General features: G+C 56.9%; 16 protein-coding genes. 10 read left to right on the forward strand and 6 right to left on the reverse strand.

Features of this window, described 5'->3' with window-relative positions:
- Positions 1 to 64: 64 nt before the first annotated feature.
- Entirely contained in the window at positions 65 to 649 is a 585-nt protein-coding gene (gene grpE / locus SCD_RS04490; protein WP_009206308.1) for a nucleotide exchange factor GrpE, read from the reverse strand.
- 221 nt (positions 650 to 870) lie between these two features.
- Here grpE and SCD_RS15580 point away from each other — a divergent pair, with 221 nt between their 5' ends.
- The 3 genes from SCD_RS15580 (at position 871) to SCD_RS15585 (ending at position 7,446) form a co-directional block, all read left to right on the forward strand.
- Positions 871 to 3,630 (forward strand): EAL domain-containing protein, encoded by a 2,760-nt coding sequence (locus SCD_RS15580; RefSeq protein WP_009206307.1) that lies wholly within the window; start codon positions 871 to 873, stop codon positions 3,628 to 3,630.
- Positions 3,631 to 3,724: 94 nt separating this feature from the next.
- The gene (locus tag SCD_RS04500) at positions 3,725 to 4,756 is read left to right on the forward strand and encodes an ABC transporter substrate-binding protein (protein ID WP_009206306.1); all 1,032 of its coding nucleotides are present in this window, start codon (positions 3,725 to 3,727) and stop codon (positions 4,754 to 4,756) included.
- Between the two features lie 89 nt (positions 4,757 to 4,845).
- Positions 4,846 to 7,446 carry a putative bifunctional diguanylate cyclase/phosphodiesterase gene (locus SCD_RS15585; protein ID WP_148290737.1) on the forward strand — a complete coding sequence of 867 codons (2,601 nt, stop codon included), beginning with the start codon at positions 4,846 to 4,848 and terminating at the stop codon, positions 7,444 to 7,446.
- A 124-nt stretch (positions 7,447 to 7,570) separates the two neighbouring features.
- On the opposite strand, the gene hemH is transcribed toward SCD_RS15585, so the two are convergent.
- Together hemH and hrcA are read right to left on the reverse strand one after the other, a co-directional pair.
- Positions 7,571 to 8,746, reverse strand: coding sequence for a ferrochelatase (gene hemH, locus SCD_RS04510; protein ID WP_009206304.1), 1,176 nt, complete (start codon positions 8,744 to 8,746; stop codon positions 7,571 to 7,573).
- 12 nt (positions 8,747 to 8,758) lie between these two features.
- A complete protein-coding gene (hrcA, locus tag SCD_RS04515) occupies positions 8,759 to 9,778 on the reverse strand; it encodes a heat-inducible transcriptional repressor HrcA (protein WP_009206303.1) in 1,020 nt (339 codons plus the stop codon).
- A gap of 78 nt (positions 9,779 to 9,856) precedes the next feature.
- Between hrcA and SCD_RS04520 the strand changes: the two genes are divergently transcribed.
- The 4 genes from SCD_RS04520 to recN are packed head-to-tail and all read left to right on the forward strand — an operon-like array spanning position 9,857 to position 13,102.
- Positions 9,857 to 10,729 carry an NAD kinase gene (locus SCD_RS04520; protein WP_009206302.1) on the forward strand — a complete coding sequence of 291 codons (873 nt, stop codon included), beginning with the start codon at positions 9,857 to 9,859 and terminating at the stop codon, positions 10,727 to 10,729.
- Positions 10,730 to 10,745: 16 nt separating this feature from the next.
- Entirely contained in the window at positions 10,746 to 11,069 is a 324-nt protein-coding gene (locus tag SCD_RS04525) for a nucleotidyltransferase domain-containing protein (RefSeq protein ID WP_009206301.1), read from the forward strand.
- On the forward strand, positions 11,053 to 11,439 hold the full coding sequence (locus SCD_RS04530) for a HEPN domain-containing protein (protein ID WP_009206300.1): 387 nt from the start codon (positions 11,053 to 11,055) through the stop codon (positions 11,437 to 11,439). The genes SCD_RS04525 and SCD_RS04530 overlap by 17 nt, the downstream gene beginning before the upstream one ends.
- Before the next feature lie 10 nt (positions 11,440 to 11,449).
- The gene (gene recN / locus SCD_RS04535; protein WP_009206299.1) at positions 11,450 to 13,102 is read left to right on the forward strand and encodes a DNA repair protein RecN; all 1,653 of its coding nucleotides are present in this window, start codon (positions 11,450 to 11,452) and stop codon (positions 13,100 to 13,102) included.
- A gap of 5 nt (positions 13,103 to 13,107) precedes the next feature.
- Here recN and SCD_RS04540 read toward each other — a convergent pair whose 3' ends face one another.
- From SCD_RS04540 to fur, 3 genes are all read right to left on the reverse strand, one after another.
- Positions 13,108 to 13,392: a cytochrome C oxidase subunit IV family protein gene (locus tag SCD_RS04540; RefSeq protein ID WP_009206298.1), complete on the reverse strand. Its 285-nt coding sequence runs from the start codon at positions 13,390 to 13,392 to the stop codon at positions 13,108 to 13,110.
- 16 nt (positions 13,393 to 13,408) lie between these two features.
- Positions 13,409 to 14,002, reverse strand: coding sequence for a cytochrome c oxidase subunit 3 family protein (locus tag SCD_RS04545; RefSeq protein ID WP_009206297.1), 594 nt, complete (start codon positions 14,000 to 14,002; stop codon positions 13,409 to 13,411).
- Positions 14,003 to 14,174: 172 nt separating this feature from the next.
- Positions 14,175 to 14,600: a ferric iron uptake transcriptional regulator gene (fur, locus tag SCD_RS04550; RefSeq protein WP_009206296.1), complete on the reverse strand. Its 426-nt coding sequence runs from the start codon at positions 14,598 to 14,600 to the stop codon at positions 14,175 to 14,177.
- Between the two features lie 168 nt (positions 14,601 to 14,768).
- Here fur and SCD_RS04555 point away from each other — a divergent pair, with 168 nt between their 5' ends.
- From SCD_RS04555 to carA, 3 genes are all read left to right on the forward strand, one after another.
- On the forward strand, positions 14,769 to 15,251 hold the full coding sequence (locus tag SCD_RS04555) for an outer membrane protein assembly factor BamE (protein ID WP_009206295.1): 483 nt from the start codon (positions 14,769 to 14,771) through the stop codon (positions 15,249 to 15,251).
- Between the two features lie 2 nt (positions 15,252 to 15,253).
- Positions 15,254 to 16,060 (forward strand): 4-hydroxy-tetrahydrodipicolinate reductase, encoded by an 807-nt coding sequence (gene dapB, locus SCD_RS04560; RefSeq protein WP_009206294.1) that lies wholly within the window; start codon positions 15,254 to 15,256, stop codon positions 16,058 to 16,060.
- 101 nt (positions 16,061 to 16,161) lie between these two features.
- Entirely contained in the window at positions 16,162 to 17,292 is a 1,131-nt protein-coding gene (carA, locus tag SCD_RS04565; RefSeq protein ID WP_009206293.1) for a glutamine-hydrolyzing carbamoyl-phosphate synthase small subunit, read from the forward strand.
- Position 17,293 lies beyond the last annotated feature (1 nt).

The raw sequence follows: 17,293 nt of genomic DNA on the forward strand, positions 1-17,293 counted from the left end.
CTTCCTTTGTAACGAATGATTAAGAATTAACCTTGTTTCCCAGATGGGGTTGCTAGCGTTTATTTCAAGACTCTTTGGCCTTGGCCACCATCACCAGTGCCGGACGCAGTACCCGGTCGTGCAGCAGATAACCTTTTTGCAGGACGCTGACTACCGTATTGGGCGTGGCGTCGGCTTCCACCATGCTGATGGCCTGGTGCTTGTGGGGATCGAATTTTTCGCCGGTCGGGTCGATTTCGCTCAGATTGAATTTCTCGAACACGGCTACCAACTGCTTGAGGGTCAGCTCGACACCACTCTTCATGCTCGCCAGATCGGCGGTTTCTACCTTGATGGCGGCTTCCAGACTGTCCTTGACAGCCAGCAGCTCGGATGAGAAACCTTCGACGGCGAATTTGTGGGCGTTGGCGATTTCCACCTGGGTGCGCTTGCGGATGTTTTCCGCATCAGCTTTGGCGCGCAGCCAGGCATCGTGATGTTCCTGTGCGGCGAGTTCGGCCTGCTTGAGCATTTCTTCCAGGCTGGGCATGACTTCGGCTGATTCGCCTTGGGCGCCCGCTTGGTAGGCCTCGCTCAGGGATGAAGCTTCGCCGAGATTTTCGAGGAACTCTTCCTGATCGATTTTGTTTTTCTGATCTTCTGGCTGCATGTGACGTTCTCCTGATGACGATGCAAAACCATATTGGGTGCAATGTTTTGTTTTCAAGAGAGGGTCAGTGAGGTTTTTTTTGGCGAATGCCCTGAGAGTCCCGATTTGTCTCGCTACTGGCCTGGTTCGGTTGCAACAGTTGGGGTTATATGGCATTGTTCTGGAAAATATGCCGTCTGGCGAAAATATACCGATATCTATCAATTAGGTTAGTCTAATATATGGCTCGTAGTTTTTCGCACTCCAAAATCATCAATTTTTCCCTCATTGCGCTGGCCTTCTTCGTCCTGGTGCTCACCGGGGAGGTGGTTTGGGATTCTTATTTAAACTACCGCGCCGTGCGTGATATGAGTCAGGCCAATGCCATGACGGATCGCCTGATTGAGGCTGCCGGTATCGAGGCGGTGGAGCGCGGTCTGACTGCCAGCGCACTGGGCAGCCCTGTTCCAGCCTCTCCGGTGATCCTGAAGAGCATTGCCGGGCTACGCGAAAAAGGCGATGCCAATTGGAATCGGGCGCTCGTTCTGGCACGCGACCTGGCGATACGCGGGAAGCCGGATTCCGAGTTTGTCGATGCCATCCGTCAGGCAGAGCGCGAACAGGTGAATTTGATACAGGCGCGCAGTCGTGCTGATTCGTGCCTTAAAAGCGATGCCTGTGCCTATACCGCAATTGAGTGGCAAAAAGTGATCAGCCAATTCATCGGGGTTTCCTCGCGCTTGCGCGAGGCAGCGTTCCTGCCGGTGGATACGCCACGTCACGTGGCCCAGCTCAACCTCTCTCTCAAGCGCTGGGTGTGGCTGGCGAGCGAGCATGCCGGGCGCGAGCGCGCCATGCTGGGTTACTACATCAGTGCACGTCTGCCTCTGCCGCCGGCTGTACTGGACGAGATGAAGGCGAATCGTGGCGTGGTCGATCGCAGTATTTTCGATATCCATGTGGTCGCCGGCTTGAAGAGCACCGATCCCCGTATCGTTCATGCGGTGAGAGAGATGGAGCAATCCTTCCTTGGCCGCTACGAAGCGGTGCGCCGCCAGGTATATCGGGAGGCCGACAATGGCGGTTATTCCCTAAGTGGCACTGAATGGTTCGAGCACTCGACCCAGGCGATCGATTCTATCCTGGCCGTCTCCAGCTCGGTGAGTCTGGTCGCCGATGAGTTCGCGGCACAGGCCATGCGCGATACCCTGCTGAATATGCTACGCCACGCCCTCATGCTGGCCGTGGCTCTGATATTGGCTATCTGGAGCATGACCAAGGTGCGTCAGACCGCCAACTCGCTGTTCAAGCAGAAGGAACTCGCCGAGGTGACGCTGCATTCCATCGGCGATGCAGTGATTACCACCGATGGCGCTGCGCGGGTGGAATACCTCAATCCGGTGGCCGAGCAACTGACCGGCTGGAAGACGCAGGATGCTTACGGCAAGTTGTTGACCGAAGTGTGTGTACTGATCGATGGCGTGACGCGCGAATCGGAGCCCAACCCAGTGGAGCGGTGCCTGCGCGAACGCAAGGTGGTCGGGCTGGCGAGCAATGTGGTGCTGGTTGCGCGGGACGGCAAGGAGTACATCATCGAGGATTCGGCGGCGCCGATCCGCGACCGGGAAGGCGCTATCATCGGCGCTGTGATGGTGTTCTACGATGTGACGCAGATGCGTCACACGCCGCATCTGCTGTCCTACCACGCCACCCACGATGCGCTCACCGGCCTGGTTAACCGACGCGAGTTCGAGCGGCGTCTGGCTGAACTGCTGGTGCGTGCCAGGAATCTCGGGCAGGGACATGCCTTCTGCTACATCGATCTGGATCAGTTCAAAGTGATCAACGATACCTGTGGTCACGCGGTGGGAGACAAGCTGCTGCGCCAGCTCACCTTTCTGTTGCAGGAAGGCATGCGCGAGTCCGACACCCTGGCGCGCCTGGGCGGGGACGAGTTCGGCGTGCTGCTGGAGAATTGCCCCCTCGACCGGGCACTGAAAATCGCGGAAAGCCTGCGCCAGGTAGTAAAGGATTTTCGCTTCAGCTGGGAGGGGCGCCCCTTCGACTTGGGGGCGAGTATTGGTTTGGTCCTCATCGACGCCGATAGCGTCAGCATCGAGGAACTCATGAGCGAGGCCGACGCCGCCTGCTATGCCGCCAAGGAAAAAGGGCGCAACCGGGTGCAGGTTTTCCGGCCCGGTAACCTGGAACTGGCTCGGCGCCACGGTGAAATGCAGTGGGTGTCGCGCATTAGCCAGGCACTGGAGGAGAACCGCTTTGTCCTGTATTGCCAGAAGATCGCGCCGCTGGACGGAATGCAGGAACGACATTGTGAAATCCTGCTGCGGCTGCTGGACGAGGAAGGCAAGCTGGTGCCGCCGATGGACTTCATCCCGGCCGCGGAGCGTTACAACCTGATGCCGGCGGTGGACCGCTGGGTGATTCACCATGGCCTGTCCGCCATCGGGCGGCATCTGCGCGAGCGTCCGGGACAGCCTGGCGAGGTTTTTTGTATCAATTTGTCCGGCGCTTCACTGGGTGAGGAAAATCTCGAGCAGTTCATCAGTGAACAACTCGCCATGCATCAGGTGCCACCGCGCCTGATTTGCTTCGAGATCACCGAAACCGCCGCGGTAGCCAATTTAGAGCATGCTGCGGTACTGATCAAAGCACTTAGGGCCGAAGGCTGCCGCTTTGCCCTGGATGACTTCGGCAGCGGCTTGTCTTCCTTCATGTACCTGAAATTTCTGCCCGTGGATTACCTGAAAATTGATGGCGCGTTCGTCAAGGATATGGTGGATGATACGGTGGATTACGCCATGGTGCAGGCGATCAATACAGTTGGCCACGTCATGGGGATCAAGACGATTGCCGAGTATGTGGAAAATGACGCCATCCTGGAGAAGCTGCGAGAGCTTGGCGTGGATTACGCTCAGGGTTATGGTATTCACAAGCCCTGCCCAATGGAACAGTGTTTGGCAGGGTCTTGCGATGTGGTCTGAAGCAAGTTCCCCGGGTTCATAATTGCTGCGGATATCCGCGTTATGATAATAACGAAGAGAAGAAAAATAAAATAAAAGGAGGGTAGAGATCGGTGTGAATTCTTCGAGAAGGTCTGCCCTCAAGGTGCTGGCAGGCTTGGCAACTTTGCCTTGTCTGCCGCGTGCTTGGGCTGCGGAATCCGGTCGACCCGTTATTCGTATCAACATTCCCGGGCCCCGTGCTCTGGCTTTCGTGCCGGTCGAGCTTATTCCAGCGCTTGGTATCGACCGCGTTCTTGGCGTCCATCTGTCTATCCGATATTTTCCCAGTGGCGTGCGCGCTTTTGAGGATGCTCTGGCTGGGAACGCTAACTTCGCTGCGGTGGGATTTTCCGTTCTGCCGGTGCTGGCCTCGAAGGGGGAGAAGGTCTTGGCGGTGGTGCCGCTAAGCGGCAAGACGCCACCCTATGCGCTGGTGGTGCGCAAGGATCTGGCCGGCAAGATCAGGAAAGTCGGCGATCTGAAAGGCCGCAGTATCGGCGTCTCCGCCGGCAGCGTTGCCAGCAAGACTTACCTGAATACTCTGGCAGAGGTCGTGTTGTCCAGCTATGGGGTGAAGCCGAGCGAGGTGCGCTGGGTACCAAACGCGCAAAATATCGATGCAGTGTACGGTGCTCTGGCCGGACAAGCGGTGGATGCCGTGTTCTGCGAAGAGCCATTTGTCAGCGAGCTGGTTCGCAGGGGTGCCGGCCGGATACTTCTCGATATGAACACACCCGTGGCCATGGCAAGGATACCCGGCTTAGCGCACCCACGTTCCGTCGTGGCCGCTTCCGCCGAGTCTGTGCGTGAGAACCCGCAGCGCACCGAGCTGATGGTGCAAATGGTGCAGCGTACTCTGATCTGGATGCATGCGGCCACCCCTGAAGCCATTGTCGGCAAGCTCGGAGTGGCGAATGAAAATGAGCGGCGTGAACTGATTGCCACACTCGCCAGGGTTCCCGACATATTCAGTTCCGACGGCCGTTTTTCGCGCAAACAGGTCGGAGAAACAGTGAATTTCCTGCGGGCCGCCAGCGTGCCCTTGTCGGTGGGCCTCGATGTTCACTCTCTGGTCTCCTACCAGTGGTCGGGGTATAAACTTTGATTCTCCGGTACCTGCGCAATTTTAAGGCAAAAAAAGGCACGCTCCACGGGCAGGCGATATCCAGGCTGGCGTTAGTTCTGGTCATCTCCATGATCGGAATTATGTTGATCGGTCTGAGTAGTTATGCCGCTTTCTACCAGCGCGAGGCATCGCAGAAACAGGCGCTTATCGAAGGCTATTATCTTGACAAGTTGCCGCGCCTTGAATCCGAATGGCAAACCGAGGCGGAACAGATCAAGGCGCGCATCGAGTTTTCCCGCATTCTGGAAAACACTGCCGATTTGCGCTGGGCGAAACTGAATGCGCTTCTAAATGCGCAATGGGAATTCATCGAGTTTTCCAACCTTCTGATACTGGATGGACAGGGAAAAGTCTTGTTCCGTTTCGGCACGGAAGCCCATGCTTTGAACAATATTGCCGTGCTCTCATCGGGTTGGCTGTATGCATCGGATCGTGGCGAGTTCTATCAGGTATTTCAACGTCCACTGTGGCTGGGTCAAGGAGGTCAGGGCAGCTTGCTGCTGCTGAAATCCATTAATAATGCCGTGCTGAAGAAACTGGAAATCCCGGAAACCCACTTGCACCTGAAATTCGATAGCGCTCTTCTGGCTTCTTCAAGTGCCTTGCCCAAAGGCGCGACTCCTTTTGACAGCAGTGTGTTCTCTGGAATCAATCCACACTACGTGGAAACGGCTTTGTCCTGGCCGGGTAGCGATAAGCTGCAACTGGTTATCCAGCGTGAAATCCACGCCAGTTTCCCCTTGCCTGATTTTCTGCTGCGGCCGGTTTTGGCCGTGGTATTCGTTGCCATCCTGCTGTGGCTCGGCCTGGGGCGCTGGTTGCAAAGCACTGTCCTGCGGGTGGAAAGCGTGAGTGCGGCGGCCAGTCGATTTGCCGATAGTGGCAGGCTGAGGCTGGCTGAGAGCGAACTCGAGCCGGCGCAAAGCCGGAAAGATGAAATCGGTGATCTGGCTCTCTCATTGCAAAGTCTGATGCAAATAGTCGATACGCGGGAACATGAGCAAAAAGCCTATCTTGGTACGCTGGCTTTGCTGGAAGAGGCAGTGCTGGAACTGGATTGCGATGGGCGTATCCAGCGCGCCAGTCCAGGTTGGTCCACCCTGGCTCATTGTGACGATGCGGTGGGGCGTAAGCTGGATGAATTCATTCATGTCGAAGATCTCGAGGCTTTGCATACCCAGTGCGATAGTTTGATCAGGGGTATGAAAAGCCACATAGGAATGCGTTTGAGGCTGGGTGAGATCGACGGGTTGATGCATAACTCATGGCTGGAGTGCCGCTTCGTCAGCTATTGGGATGAGTCGGGCAAGGTAGCCGGCCTGCGCGGGGTGCTGCGCGATGTCACCCAGACTTATCTGCAAGAGAAGCAAATCTCCCACATGGCTCTCCATGATGCCCTGACTGGACTGCCGAACCGGGTGCTGCTGGAGGACCGTTTCAAGGTCGCCCTGCGCCTGGCTTCGCGCACCGTGCACAAGGTGGGTGTGTGTTTTATCGATCTTGATCATTTCAAGAATATTAACGATACCCTGGGTCACAAAGTGGGCGACAGGTTGCTACAGGCTTTTTCTGAGGTGCTGAATACCCAGCTTCGGGCAGGCGATACGCTGGCGCGCTGGGGTGGGGACGAGTTTGTGCTGCTGCTCCCCGACATGCAGTCAGAGGACTCGGTTCGGGAAACAATCAATAAAGTGAGGGAAGTCATGCAATCGCCACTGAATGTGGACGGCGCCGATTTGTCCGTTACTTTCAGCATGGGTGTGGTGATTTATCCCGATGATGGGGAGGAAGTTGAAACCCTGTTTTCCGAGGCTGACCGCGCGATGTTCTACGCCAAGTCCCAGGGTCGAAATCAGGTGTGCTTCTTCCGCGACATGACCAGCCAGGGCATCGGCAAGAAGGAGCTCTACATTCAAAATCGTTTGGTCAATGCGGTTAATTCCCAGCGCATTCAGGCCTGGTATCAGCCGATTATCGAAGCTTCTACCGGGGCGTGCAGTGGCGTAGAAGTGCTGGCGCGCTGGCACGATGACGAACTGGGCTGGATCGGCCCTGCCACCTTCATTCCGATAGCAGAGAGTATTGGGCTGATCCGGGAGTTAGGGCAGCAGGTATGGCTTGCCAGCTTGGCTGCAGCCGAAAGCTGGCAACGTCAGGGCCTGACTTTGAGCATTGCAGTGAACTTGTCGAAGCGGCAGCTTTTTACGCCTTATTTCACGGAGAAATTGCTGGAAGAGGTGTCCAAACATCAGCTTTCTCCTGGGAGCATCATCCTTGAGGTGACGGAAAGCGTGGCGCTGCTGGATGTGGAGCATGCTGCGGAACGCCTGCAGGAGCTCCAGGAAGCCGGTTTTCGTATTGCTATCGACGATTTCGGTACCGGTTATTCCTCGCTTTCGCAGCTGCATGAAATGCATGTGGACGAACTCAAGATCGATATTTCCTTCGTGCGCCGTCTTAATGACCCGCGTGGTTTGAGCATGACTCAGGCAATCATCAACCTGGCGCGTGCGTTGAACCTGAAGACCGTTGCAGAAGGAGTGGAAGACGAAGAAGCCGCAACCCGATTACGCGAACTGGGGGTGGATTACCTGCAGGGCTACCATTTCGCCAAACCCATGCCGCGCGAGGATTTCGAGCGTTGGCTGGCGCAGCGTAACAAGAGTTAGAGTGCGTGGTTCTGTTTTTCAGGTAAAGAACACTAACCGTAAAGGACGCAAAGGTTCGCGAAGAGTTTGTCCGACAAATGCACGGATACGCAGCAACCCTTCGGGTCGGAACTGCTAAGACTTTTTAGTCTTGTGCACCCATCGCCAGAGCACGGTTGCGGGAGGCGGCACAGACCTCTTTCTCTTCCGTCGCTATCCAGCCTTGCAGGTTTGCGGTGACGATATCGCTCAGGGCGTGAATCCAGTCGTTGCGTTCATTAAGGCAGGGAATGTAACGGAACTCCTTGCCTCCGGCGCCGAGAAAGGAGGCTTTGCCTTCGAGCGCAATTTCCTCCAGGGTTTCGAGACAGTCGCCGACGAAGCCTGGGCAAATGACATCCGCCCGGTTTACACCCTGCTTGCCGAGCTCTTCCAGGGTTGCCGTGGTGTAGGGCTTGAGCCATTCGGCGCGGCCGAAGCGCGACTGGAAGCTGATTTGATATTGATCCTGTTTCAATTGCAGCGCCTCTGCCAGTAACCGGCCGGTTTTATGGCACTCGCAGTGGTAGGGGTCGCCTTTGTCCAGGGTGTAGCGCGGTACGCCGTGGAAACTCATGACGAGCTTGTCGGGGTGGCCATTCTGCATCCAATTGTCACGCACGCTTTGCGCCAATGCCGCGATGTAGCCGGGGTGGTCGTGAAAGCTTCGGACGGTACGGATTTCCGGCATGTTGCGCATCTTGCGCAGGGTGTCGAACACCGCATCCAGAGCTGTAGCCGTGGAGCTGGCGGCATATTGTGGGTAAAGCGGGAGAATTAGGATGCGCCCGCAGTTCTGCTGTTTGAGTTTTTCCAGCGCCGATGCGACCGAAGGATTGCCGTAGCGCATGGCGAATTCGATCAAAACAGAGTCTGTCCCTCCGTTTTCTGGAGGGATAGTCGTTTGCCCCCTCTCACCTTCGTGGGAGAGGGTTGGGGAGAGGGGAAGTGCGGACTGCGCCTTCAGGGTTTCATTGAGGTACCCCTTCAGCAGCTTGGCTTGTCGCTGGGTATGAACCAGCAGCGGCGAGCCTTCCTTGGTCCAGATCTGAGCGTATTTATCCGCCGATTTCTTCGGACGGGTGTTGAGGATGATGCCGTTCAGAATCAGCCACCACAGCGCGCGAGGAATTTCCACCACGCGCGGGTCGCCGAGGAATTCCCTGAGATAAGGTTTTACTGCCGCAGCGGTAGGCGCATCAGGCGTGCCGAGATTGATCAGGAGAACGCCGGTTCGGCTGGGTGTGCCATGGCGGTAAGCCGGTTCGGTACGGTAAGACACGATTACGAGCCCTCAGTGGTAGGAAAGCGCGCTGGACAGCAGCTTGGCGGTGACGTCTACGATCGGAATGATACGTTCGTAGGCCATCCGGGTTGGGCCGATTACGCCGACGGTGCCGACGACTTGGCCGTTCACCTCATAGGGTGCGGTCACCAGGCTGCATTCGTCTAGCGGCATGCGGCCGGATTCGCCGCCGATGAATATCTGTACGCCCTGGGCGTGCTGGCTGATGTCCAGAAGCTGCAGCAGGGTGGTTTTCTGATCGAAGGCATCGAACAACCGGCGCAAGGACGCCATGTTGGAAGACAGGTCCTGCACATGCAGCAGCTTGCGTTCGCCAGAAAGTACGTAACTGTCGGCGCCTTCGTTCGATGCAGCGCCGCCGGCCTCCATCGCCAGCGTCATGAGCGTGGTCATGTCGTGGTGCAACTGTTTCAGTTCGACCTGCATTCTGCTGCGCACCTCTTCCAGGGTGCAGCCGGCGTAGTGCTGGTTGATGAAGTTGGCCGCCCGGGTCAGCTCCGAGGCGGAATAGGATTTCTCGCTGACAATAATGCGGTTTTGCACGTTGTCGTCGGTAGTGACCAGGATCAAAAGTATGCGTTTTTCAGAAAGATTCACGAATTCGATATGGCGGAAGCCGATGCTGCGGCGCTTCGGCGCCATCACGATGCCGGCGAACTGGGTCAGGTCGGATAGCAGTTGCGAGGCGGAAGCGATCAGCTTCTGCGGATCGCTGGGGTGAAGCTGGTTTTCCAGTTGATGCACTTCGACCGCGCCGAGCGGTTGCACGGTGAGCAGGGAGTCGACGAAGAAGCGATAGCCAAGCGGAGTGGGTATGCGGCCGGAAGAAGTGTGCGGGCTGATGATATAACCCATTTCTTCCAGATCGGCCATGATGTTACGGATGGTGGCCGGGCTCAGATCCAGGCCGGAGAACTTCGACAGAGTCCGGGAGCCGATGGGCTGGCCTTCGCTGATATAGCGTTCCACCAAGGTTTTAAGCAGGATTTGCGCGCGTTTGTCGATCATATATTTGGATGTGCATTATGTGTTATGCACTTCGAGTCATAGTACCATCAAAAGTTTTATTATGGTTTAATTCACGGCATGAGTCAGCTCTTCAAAACCATTGCCCTGATAGGCAAATACAATAGCCCTGAGATCGGTGATTCACTGCTGCGCCTGGCCAAGTTTCTCGTCGAACAGGAACACACCGTTCTGCTGGAACGGCAGACGGCAGAAAGCACCGGCGTCACCGACTACCCCCTGGCAGATCTGGAGCAGATCGGGGAGCAGGCCGATCTGGCTGTAGTGCTCGGTGGTGACGGTACTATGCTGAATATCGCCCGTTCCCTGTACACTTTCGGTGTGCCGCTGGTCGGCATCAACCAGGGTCGGCTCGGTTTTTTGACCGACGTTTCAGTCGATACCATGCTGGAAACCATGGCGGAAATCCTCGCCGGCGATTACCTCAGTGAAGCGCGCTTTCTGCTAAACGTGACCATCCGCCGCCAAGGGGAGAACGTCTATGAAGCCTGCGCTTTCAACGACGCAGTGGTCAGCAAAGGCGCAACGGCGCGCCTGATTGAACTGGAAATATTCGTCGACGGCCAGTTCGTTTACAGCCAGCGCTCCGATGGCATGATTATTTCCACCCCGACCGGTTCCACAGCTTATGCGCTGTCTTCCGGCGGACCGATTCTGCACCCTACTCTGGAAGCGGTGGTGCTCGTGCCGATCTGCCCGCATACCCTGAGCAACCGGCCGATCGCGGTGAACAGTGAAAGTACCATTGAACTCCTGCTGCTTCATGCCGACGACGCGCGCGTGCATTTCGACGGTCAGCGTCATTTCGATTTGAAGGAAAACGACTGGGTGATCGTGCGCCGTTCCAAGCAGATGGTGCGCCTGCTCCACCCCTTCGGTCACAGCTACTACGACATGCTGCGCCAGAAGTTGCACTGGGGGGAGAAGCTATAGTGAAGAGCCGGGAATTATGCTGAAACCAGAAGTCATCCAGGAAGCTGTCCGGCGCATCGTCGCTGCGGCTCAAAGCCCGAGCAGGGTCATTCTGTTTGGCTCATATGCGCGAGGCGAAGCGCGGGAAGATTCAGATCTCGACTTGATGGTCATTGAGGATGAGGTTGCCGACATCGGCGAAGAGATGATCCGGTTGCAGGATGCGATTGGTTGGCTGGGTGTGGATGTTGACGTGCTGGTTTACTCTGAGGCGGAGTACGAGAAAAGGAAGAGCTGGTGTTCGACCCCCGTTTTCTGGGCAATGCGTGAAGGCAAGGTGCTTTATGAACATCCTCTCTGAGGAAGCGGCGATGCTTTATCGCATTGCCGTGGAGGATTACAAGGCGTTTCGCAAGCTTATCGATGATCCGGAAATTGATTTGCGCATCGCCGCCTTCTTTGGGCAGCAAACGGTCGAAAAGCTTTTTAAAGCGGTCCTGGCGGGAAAAATGGCGATATTTCCGCCGACCCATAATCTTGTGAAATTGGCCGAACTCTTGCAGGAAGCTGGTGCGCCGTCTCCAGCACCGGTCGATGTTCTCAAGCGTCTTAATCCCTATGCCGTCGTCTTTCGTTACGATGACAGGGATATCCCGACTATCTCCCGCGATTCGGCGCGTGATCAGGTCGAGATCCTCCTTGCCTGGGCAGAACAACAACTTCAACAATAGTTTGGCTGACATGCTTCTGACCCTCAACATCCGCGATTTCGTCATCGTAGACCGCCTAGAGCTGGAATTTCAGCCCGGCTTCACCGTGCTTACCGGCGAAACCGGAGCAGGTAAATCGATACTGATCGACGCGCTGTCGTTGGCATTGGGCGAACGTGCCGATGCCGGGGTGGTGCGCGCCGGTGCGGATCGTGCCGAGATCGTGGCCGAATTCGATATTCGTGCCCTTCCTCATCTTCAATCCTGGCTGGACGAGCATGAGCTCGGCGGTGATCCCGGTATATGCCTGATGCGTCGCGTGGTGGATGCCGGTGGACGCTCGCGCTCCTTCATCAACGGCCGTTCCGCTACGTTGCAGCAATTGCGCGAGACTGGCGAATTCCTGGTCGACATTCACGGTCAGCACGCCCATCAATCCCTGCTCAAGGCGGCTGCCCAGCGTGAGTTGCTCGACGCCTACGCCGGTCTGGGGCCTCAGGCCAAGGAAATTGCAGCAGCCTGGAAGGAATGGCAGATGCTGAAGAAGGCGCGGCTGGAGCGGGAAAAAAATGCTGCCGCCTATGCCGAAGAGCTGGAGCGCCTGGAATGGCAGGTGAAAGAGTTGGCGACGCTGAATTTTTCCAGTCCGGAATGGGAAGAATTGCAAGCCGAACATGGCCGGCTGACTCACGCCGCCAGCCTGATGGAAGGTGCGCAGTATGGGCTGGAAGTGTTGTCGGAGAATGACGTAGCTTGCCTGGCTCAGGTCAATGGCGTGATTGCGCGCCTCAACAACCTGATCGAGTACGATGCCGGGCTGAAGGAGGTGCTGGAACTGCTGGAACCGGCCGAAGTGCAGCTGCGCGAAGCCGCCTACAGCCTGCGTCATTATCAGCAGCGCCTGGATCTCGACCCGGAGCGGCTCGCCCAGTGTGAGCAACGGCTGGGGGATGTTCATGATGCCGCGCGCAAATACCGTGTCGGCCCGGATCAGCTGCCTGAGCTGCTGGCCGAGAAGAGCAGTCGCCTGGATGCGCTGCGCGGCTTCGACAACGGTGGTGACGAGGCTCAGCGCGAACAGACGGCTCAGGAGCAATATCTCGATCTGGCCGGCAAGCTGAGCGCGGTCAGGAAAAAGGCGGCTCAGGAACTGGGCGGGAAGGTTAGCGCCGCGATGCAGTCTCTCGCCATGACGGGCGGATATTTCGAGATTGCGCTGACCGAATTTGAAGGTAATGCGCACGGCCTCGAAGAAATCGAGTTCCAGGTCAGCGCCCACAGCAGCCTGCCGCCCAAGCCATTGGCCAAGGTGGCTTCCGGCGGCGAGCTGTCGCGCATCAGCCTGGCCATCCAGGTTATTACCAGCAAGGTATCGCTGGTGCCTACCCTGATCTTCGATGAGGTGGATGTCGGTATCGGCGGCGGCGTGGCGGAAATCGTCGGTCAGTTACTCAAACAGCTTGGCGCCGAGCGCCAGGTGCTGTGCGTCACTCACCTGCCCCAAGTGGCGGCGCAGGGCAACCATCACTGGCAGGTCAGCAAGAATACTTGCGACGGCAGCGTGGTGAGCAGTATCCAGGAACTGGAGCAGGAAGCGCGCATCGATGAGGTTGCGCGCATGCTGGGTGGGGTGGACATTACCGACACCACCCGCAAACACGCAGCAGAGATGCTAGGAGTTTAAAGGTTTTATAGTGTCGTTAGCCTGGCAAGCCAGTCGCCGAACAGGGTGGTGAGTACGATTACCAGCGGCAGCACGTAGAAATAGGCGCGCATCAGGTTGCGTATCATGCGGTTCGCTGTTTTCAATTCCATGAAATGATCGACTATTATTCGTCCTTTGATCGCCACGGTCAGGGCAATGATCAGCGTGATGGCGAGTCCCGGTTTAGTGGTTTCTCCAAGGTAAGATCCAGCCAGCGTTAATGCCACCAGCAGGAGCCAGAGCAGATCTATGAGTCGCTTGTGCGTCATCGCTAGCCCTCCACGTTCAGTGCAGCAGGTAAAGCAGCGGGAAGATGATTAGCCACACCAGATCGGTGGCGTGCCAGTAGGAGGCGAATGCCTCCATGCCTTCGTGGTCTTGCGGACTGTAGGCTCCCGTTTTGGTGCGCGCCATCACCCACAGCAGCCCCATGATGCCCCACAAAACATGCACCATATGGGTAAAGGTCAGGTAATAGTAGACGGTGAAGAAAATGCCGGTGCGCCCGGTGACGCCGTGGCCGACGTTCCAGCGGAACTCGAAATACTTGGTGACGAAGTATCCGCAGGCGGCCAGCAGGACCAGAATCAGCCAACGCAGGCTGATTTCCGGGCGATTCTGCCGCATCGCGATCACCGCGTTGGCGACGAAATAGCTGCCGGAGATCATTAAAATTGTATTCAAGGTGCCTGCGAAAAGGCTTAGTTGCAGTGGGCCTGCACGGAAGTCTTCCGGGAAGTGGGCGCGGGCGATGAAGTAGACGCCAAACAGCAGGGCGAACTCGGTCATTTCGCTCAGGATGCCGGCCCAGATGCCTTTATTGCCGGGAATGCGGCCTTCTGCGGGGTCTTGCTCGGAGCGGGTAGCGGTCAGTAACACGGTATTTTGGAGAAGTGGGCCGGGAATGATTCAGGCTAAAATTTAACCGCAAAGGACGCGAAGGTTCGCAAGGGATAAACGATACCACCGATAGGCTTGCATGGATGGCCTTTCCTTCGCGTTACTTTGCGCCCTTTGCGGTGAATGCCTTATAGGTTGCCGGGTAAAAAAATCAGGTCTTGTTCGGGCATTTCTGCTTGGTGCAGTCGGCAAACAGATACAGCGAGTGCTCGCGGACTACGAAGCCACGTTCTTTGGCGACCTTGTCCTGGCGTTTCTCGATTTCCGGGTCGTAAAACTCTTCCACTTTGCCGCATTGCAGGCAGACCAGATGGTCGTGATGTTTGCCCTGGTTGAGTTCGAATACCGCCCTGTCGCCCTCGAAATGGTGGCGGATCAGCAGCCCTGCCTGCTCGAACTGAGTCAGTACCCGGTATACCGTGGCCAGACCTACGTCCTCGTTGTCCGCCAGCAGAATCTTGTACACGTCCTCGGCGGTGAGATGGCGCACGTCGCTGGCTTCAAACAAGTTGAGGATTTTCAGTCGGGGGGTGGTGGCTTTGAGCCCGGCGTTTTTCAGGTCCTGCGAGTCACCCATGGGTCAATCCTCAATTAAATCGTTTAATCTTGAATACTCTAGCCACAAATTTCAAATAGAGATTAGAGGCCTTTTATGGATTTAATCATATAATGTTTACCCTTCGCTTTCCAGCGCTTTCTGGGGTGTTATAATGCCGCCACTTTATTGTTTTTTGCCGGGATTTTTATGAAATCCGTTCTGCGGGCACTTGCTGCCATCTCCATTCTGCTCCTTGTCGCCTGTTCTGTGACCGAAAAGGTTGGCGAAAAGCTTACGCCCTACAAAATCGACATCCAGCAGGGTAATGTCGTCACTCAGGAAATGGTGGCGAAGCTCAAGCCCGGCATGACCAAGGCCCAAGTACGCTTTGTCCTGGGTACTCCGCTCATTACGGATGCATTTCATGCCAGTCGATGGGATTACGTTTACCGCTACCAGAAAGCCGGCAAGCTGACGGAGGAGCGGAAGCTGGCGCTGTTCTTCGATCAGGAATTGCTGCAACGCGTCGAAGGAGACGTGGTGGCGGCCAGCCCGGTAACGGAAGAGAAGAATGCTCCGGTGACAACCGGAGAGCCTGCCAAGGCTGCGGAGCAGTCGGCGCAGGGCACGGCACCGACGAAGGAAGAAAAAGGCTTTTTCGGGCGCATGATCGAAAAAATAGGATTCTGAGTATGAGCATACTGAATATCGCGATTGCCGGCAGTTCAGGCCGGATGGGTCGTGTCCTGCTCGAGTCGGTGGCTCAGGCGCCGGACATGCGGCTCGCAGCCGCGCTGGAGCGGAAGGGTAGCCCGTTCATTGGCAAGGATGCAGGTGAACTTTTTGGGGCGCCATGCGGTGTTTTTATCAGCGAAGAGATGGCGACCGCGCTCGTGGGTTGCCATGCGCTGATCGATTTCACTCGCCCCGAGGCGACACTGGATCATCTGCAAGCCTGCCGCGAACTCGGCGTCAATATCATCATCGGTACGACCGGTTTTTCCGTCGAGCAAAAGGAGTTGATCGCTGATGCCGGCCGGGACATCGGCGTGGTTTTCGCTCCCAACATGAGTGTCGGCGTAAACCTCAGCCTCAAGCTGCTCGACATGGCGGCGCGCGTATTGAATGAGGGTTACGACATCGAGATCGTCGAGGCGCATCATCGTCACAAGGTCGATGCGCCTTCCGGTACTGCGCTGCGCATGGGCGAGGTGGTGGCCAATGCGCTTGGCAGGAATCTGGAGGAATGCGCGGTGTATGGCCGCGAAGGCGTAACCGGGGAGCGTTCTCCCTCGACAATCGGCTTTGCCACGGTGCGCGGCGGCGATATCGTCGGTGATCATACCGTGATGTTTGCCGGCACCGGCGAGCGCGTGGAAATCACCCACAAGGCCAGCAGCCGCGCCACCTTTGCGCTGGGTGCGCTGCGTGCCGCGCGCTTCCTAGCGCAGCGCGGCAAGGGGTTGTTTGATATGCAGGACGTGCTCGGTCTACGTTGATCGCGGCGGAGCAATCCGGTATAATCCCAAAAGTTTAAAAGAGCGGGGAGGGCGTGAGCCTACCCCGCTTTGCATATCCGCTTTAATCTCAAGGAGCCTCCGTGCCGCACCACCAGATCGCCATTCTCGCGCTTGCTGATGGGACAATATTTCGCGGCATTTCCATCGGCGCTACCGGTCATTCCGTCGGCGAGGTGGTATTCAATACCGCGATGACCGGGTATCAGGAAATTCTTACCGATCCCTCCTATTGTCGCCAGATCGTCACCCTGACTTACCCTCATATAGGCAACACCGGCACCAATTCCGAAGATGCCGAATCGGCGCAGATTCACGCTGCCGGTCTGGTGATCCGCGATTTGCCGATCCAGTCCAGCAACTGGCGCAGCAGCGAAGATTTGGGCGCGTATCTCCAGCGCCAAAATGTGGTCGCTATCGCCGATATCGACACACGCAAGCTGACGCGCCTGTTGCGAGAAAAGGGTGCGCAGAGTGGTTGTCTGATGGCGGGTGATATTGACGAGGCCAAGGCCATCGAACTGGCACGCGGCTTCCCTGGATTGGCCGGGATGGATCTGGCCAAGGTGGTGAGCTGCAGCCAGCCTTATGTCTGGCAGGAGGGCGAGTGGAAGCTGGGAAATGGCTTCACGCCCCTGGATAACCCTCGGTTTCATGTCGTCGCCTACGATTACGGCGTCAAACGCAATATCCTGCGCATGCTGGCCCAGCGTGGCTGCAAGGTGACCGTTCTGCCCGCCCAGACACCGGTCGAGGAGGTGTTCAAGCTTAAGCCGGATGGCGTTTTCCTCTCTAACGGCCCAGGCGACCCGGAGCCTTGCGACTACGCGATTAACGCGATCAAGGAAGTGCTGGGCCAGGGTATTCCCACCTTCGGCATCTGCCTCGGCCACCAATTGCTGGCTCTGGCTTCCGGCGCCAAGACACGCAAGATGAAATTCGGCCACCATGGTGCCAACCACCCGGTGCAGGATATCGACAGCGGTCGTGTCATGATCACCAGCCAGAACCATGGTTTCACGGTTGATGAAACAACATTGCCGGCCAACCTGTGCGTGACGCACAAGTCGCTTTTCGACGGCAGCAATCAGGGCATAACCCGCACCGACGTGCCGGCGTTCAGCTTTCAGGGACACCCCGAGGCGAGCCCGGGGCCTCATGACGCGGATTACTTGTTTGACCGTTTCATCGGTCTGATGCAACAACAGAAGTGAG

Origin of the sequence: Sulfuricella denitrificans skB26 (assembly GCF_000297055.2) — a bacterium.
GTDB classification, from domain to species: Bacteria; Pseudomonadota; Gammaproteobacteria; order Burkholderiales; family Sulfuricellaceae; genus Sulfuricella; species Sulfuricella denitrificans.

What these genes read in the sequence shown, in the direction of transcription:
- hrcA (WP_009206303.1), bottom strand. Translation starts at nt 9,778, where the DNA reads ATGATCGACAAACGCGCGCAAATCCTGCTTAAAACCTTGGTGGAACGC.
- recN (WP_009206299.1), top strand. Translation starts at nt 11,450, where the DNA reads ATGCTTCTGACCCTCAACATCCGCGATTTCGTCATCGTAGACCGCCTA.
- SCD_RS15580 (WP_009206307.1), top strand. Translation starts at nt 871, where the DNA reads ATGGCTCGTAGTTTTTCGCACTCCAAAATCATCAATTTTTCCCTCATT.
- SCD_RS04530 (WP_009206300.1), top strand. Translation starts at nt 11,053, where the DNA reads ATGAACATCCTCTCTGAGGAAGCGGCGATGCTTTATCGCATTGCCGTG.
- SCD_RS04555 (WP_009206295.1), top strand. Translation starts at nt 14,769, where the DNA reads ATGAAATCCGTTCTGCGGGCACTTGCTGCCATCTCCATTCTGCTCCTT.
- dapB (WP_009206294.1), top strand. Translation starts at nt 15,254, where the DNA reads ATGAGCATACTGAATATCGCGATTGCCGGCAGTTCAGGCCGGATGGGT.
- grpE (WP_009206308.1), bottom strand. Translation starts at nt 649, where the DNA reads ATGCAGCCAGAAGATCAGAAAAACAAAATCGATCAGGAAGAGTTCCTC.
- SCD_RS04520 (WP_009206302.1), top strand. Translation starts at nt 9,857, where the DNA reads ATGAGTCAGCTCTTCAAAACCATTGCCCTGATAGGCAAATACAATAGC.
- SCD_RS04525 (WP_009206301.1), top strand. Translation starts at nt 10,746, where the DNA reads ATGCTGAAACCAGAAGTCATCCAGGAAGCTGTCCGGCGCATCGTCGCT.
- SCD_RS15585 (WP_148290737.1), top strand. Translation starts at nt 4,846, where the DNA reads ATGATCGGAATTATGTTGATCGGTCTGAGTAGTTATGCCGCTTTCTAC.
- SCD_RS04540 (WP_009206298.1), bottom strand. Translation starts at nt 13,392, where the DNA reads ATGACGCACAAGCGACTCATAGATCTGCTCTGGCTCCTGCTGGTGGCA.
- fur (WP_009206296.1), bottom strand. Translation starts at nt 14,600, where the DNA reads ATGGGTGACTCGCAGGACCTGAAAAACGCCGGGCTCAAAGCCACCACC.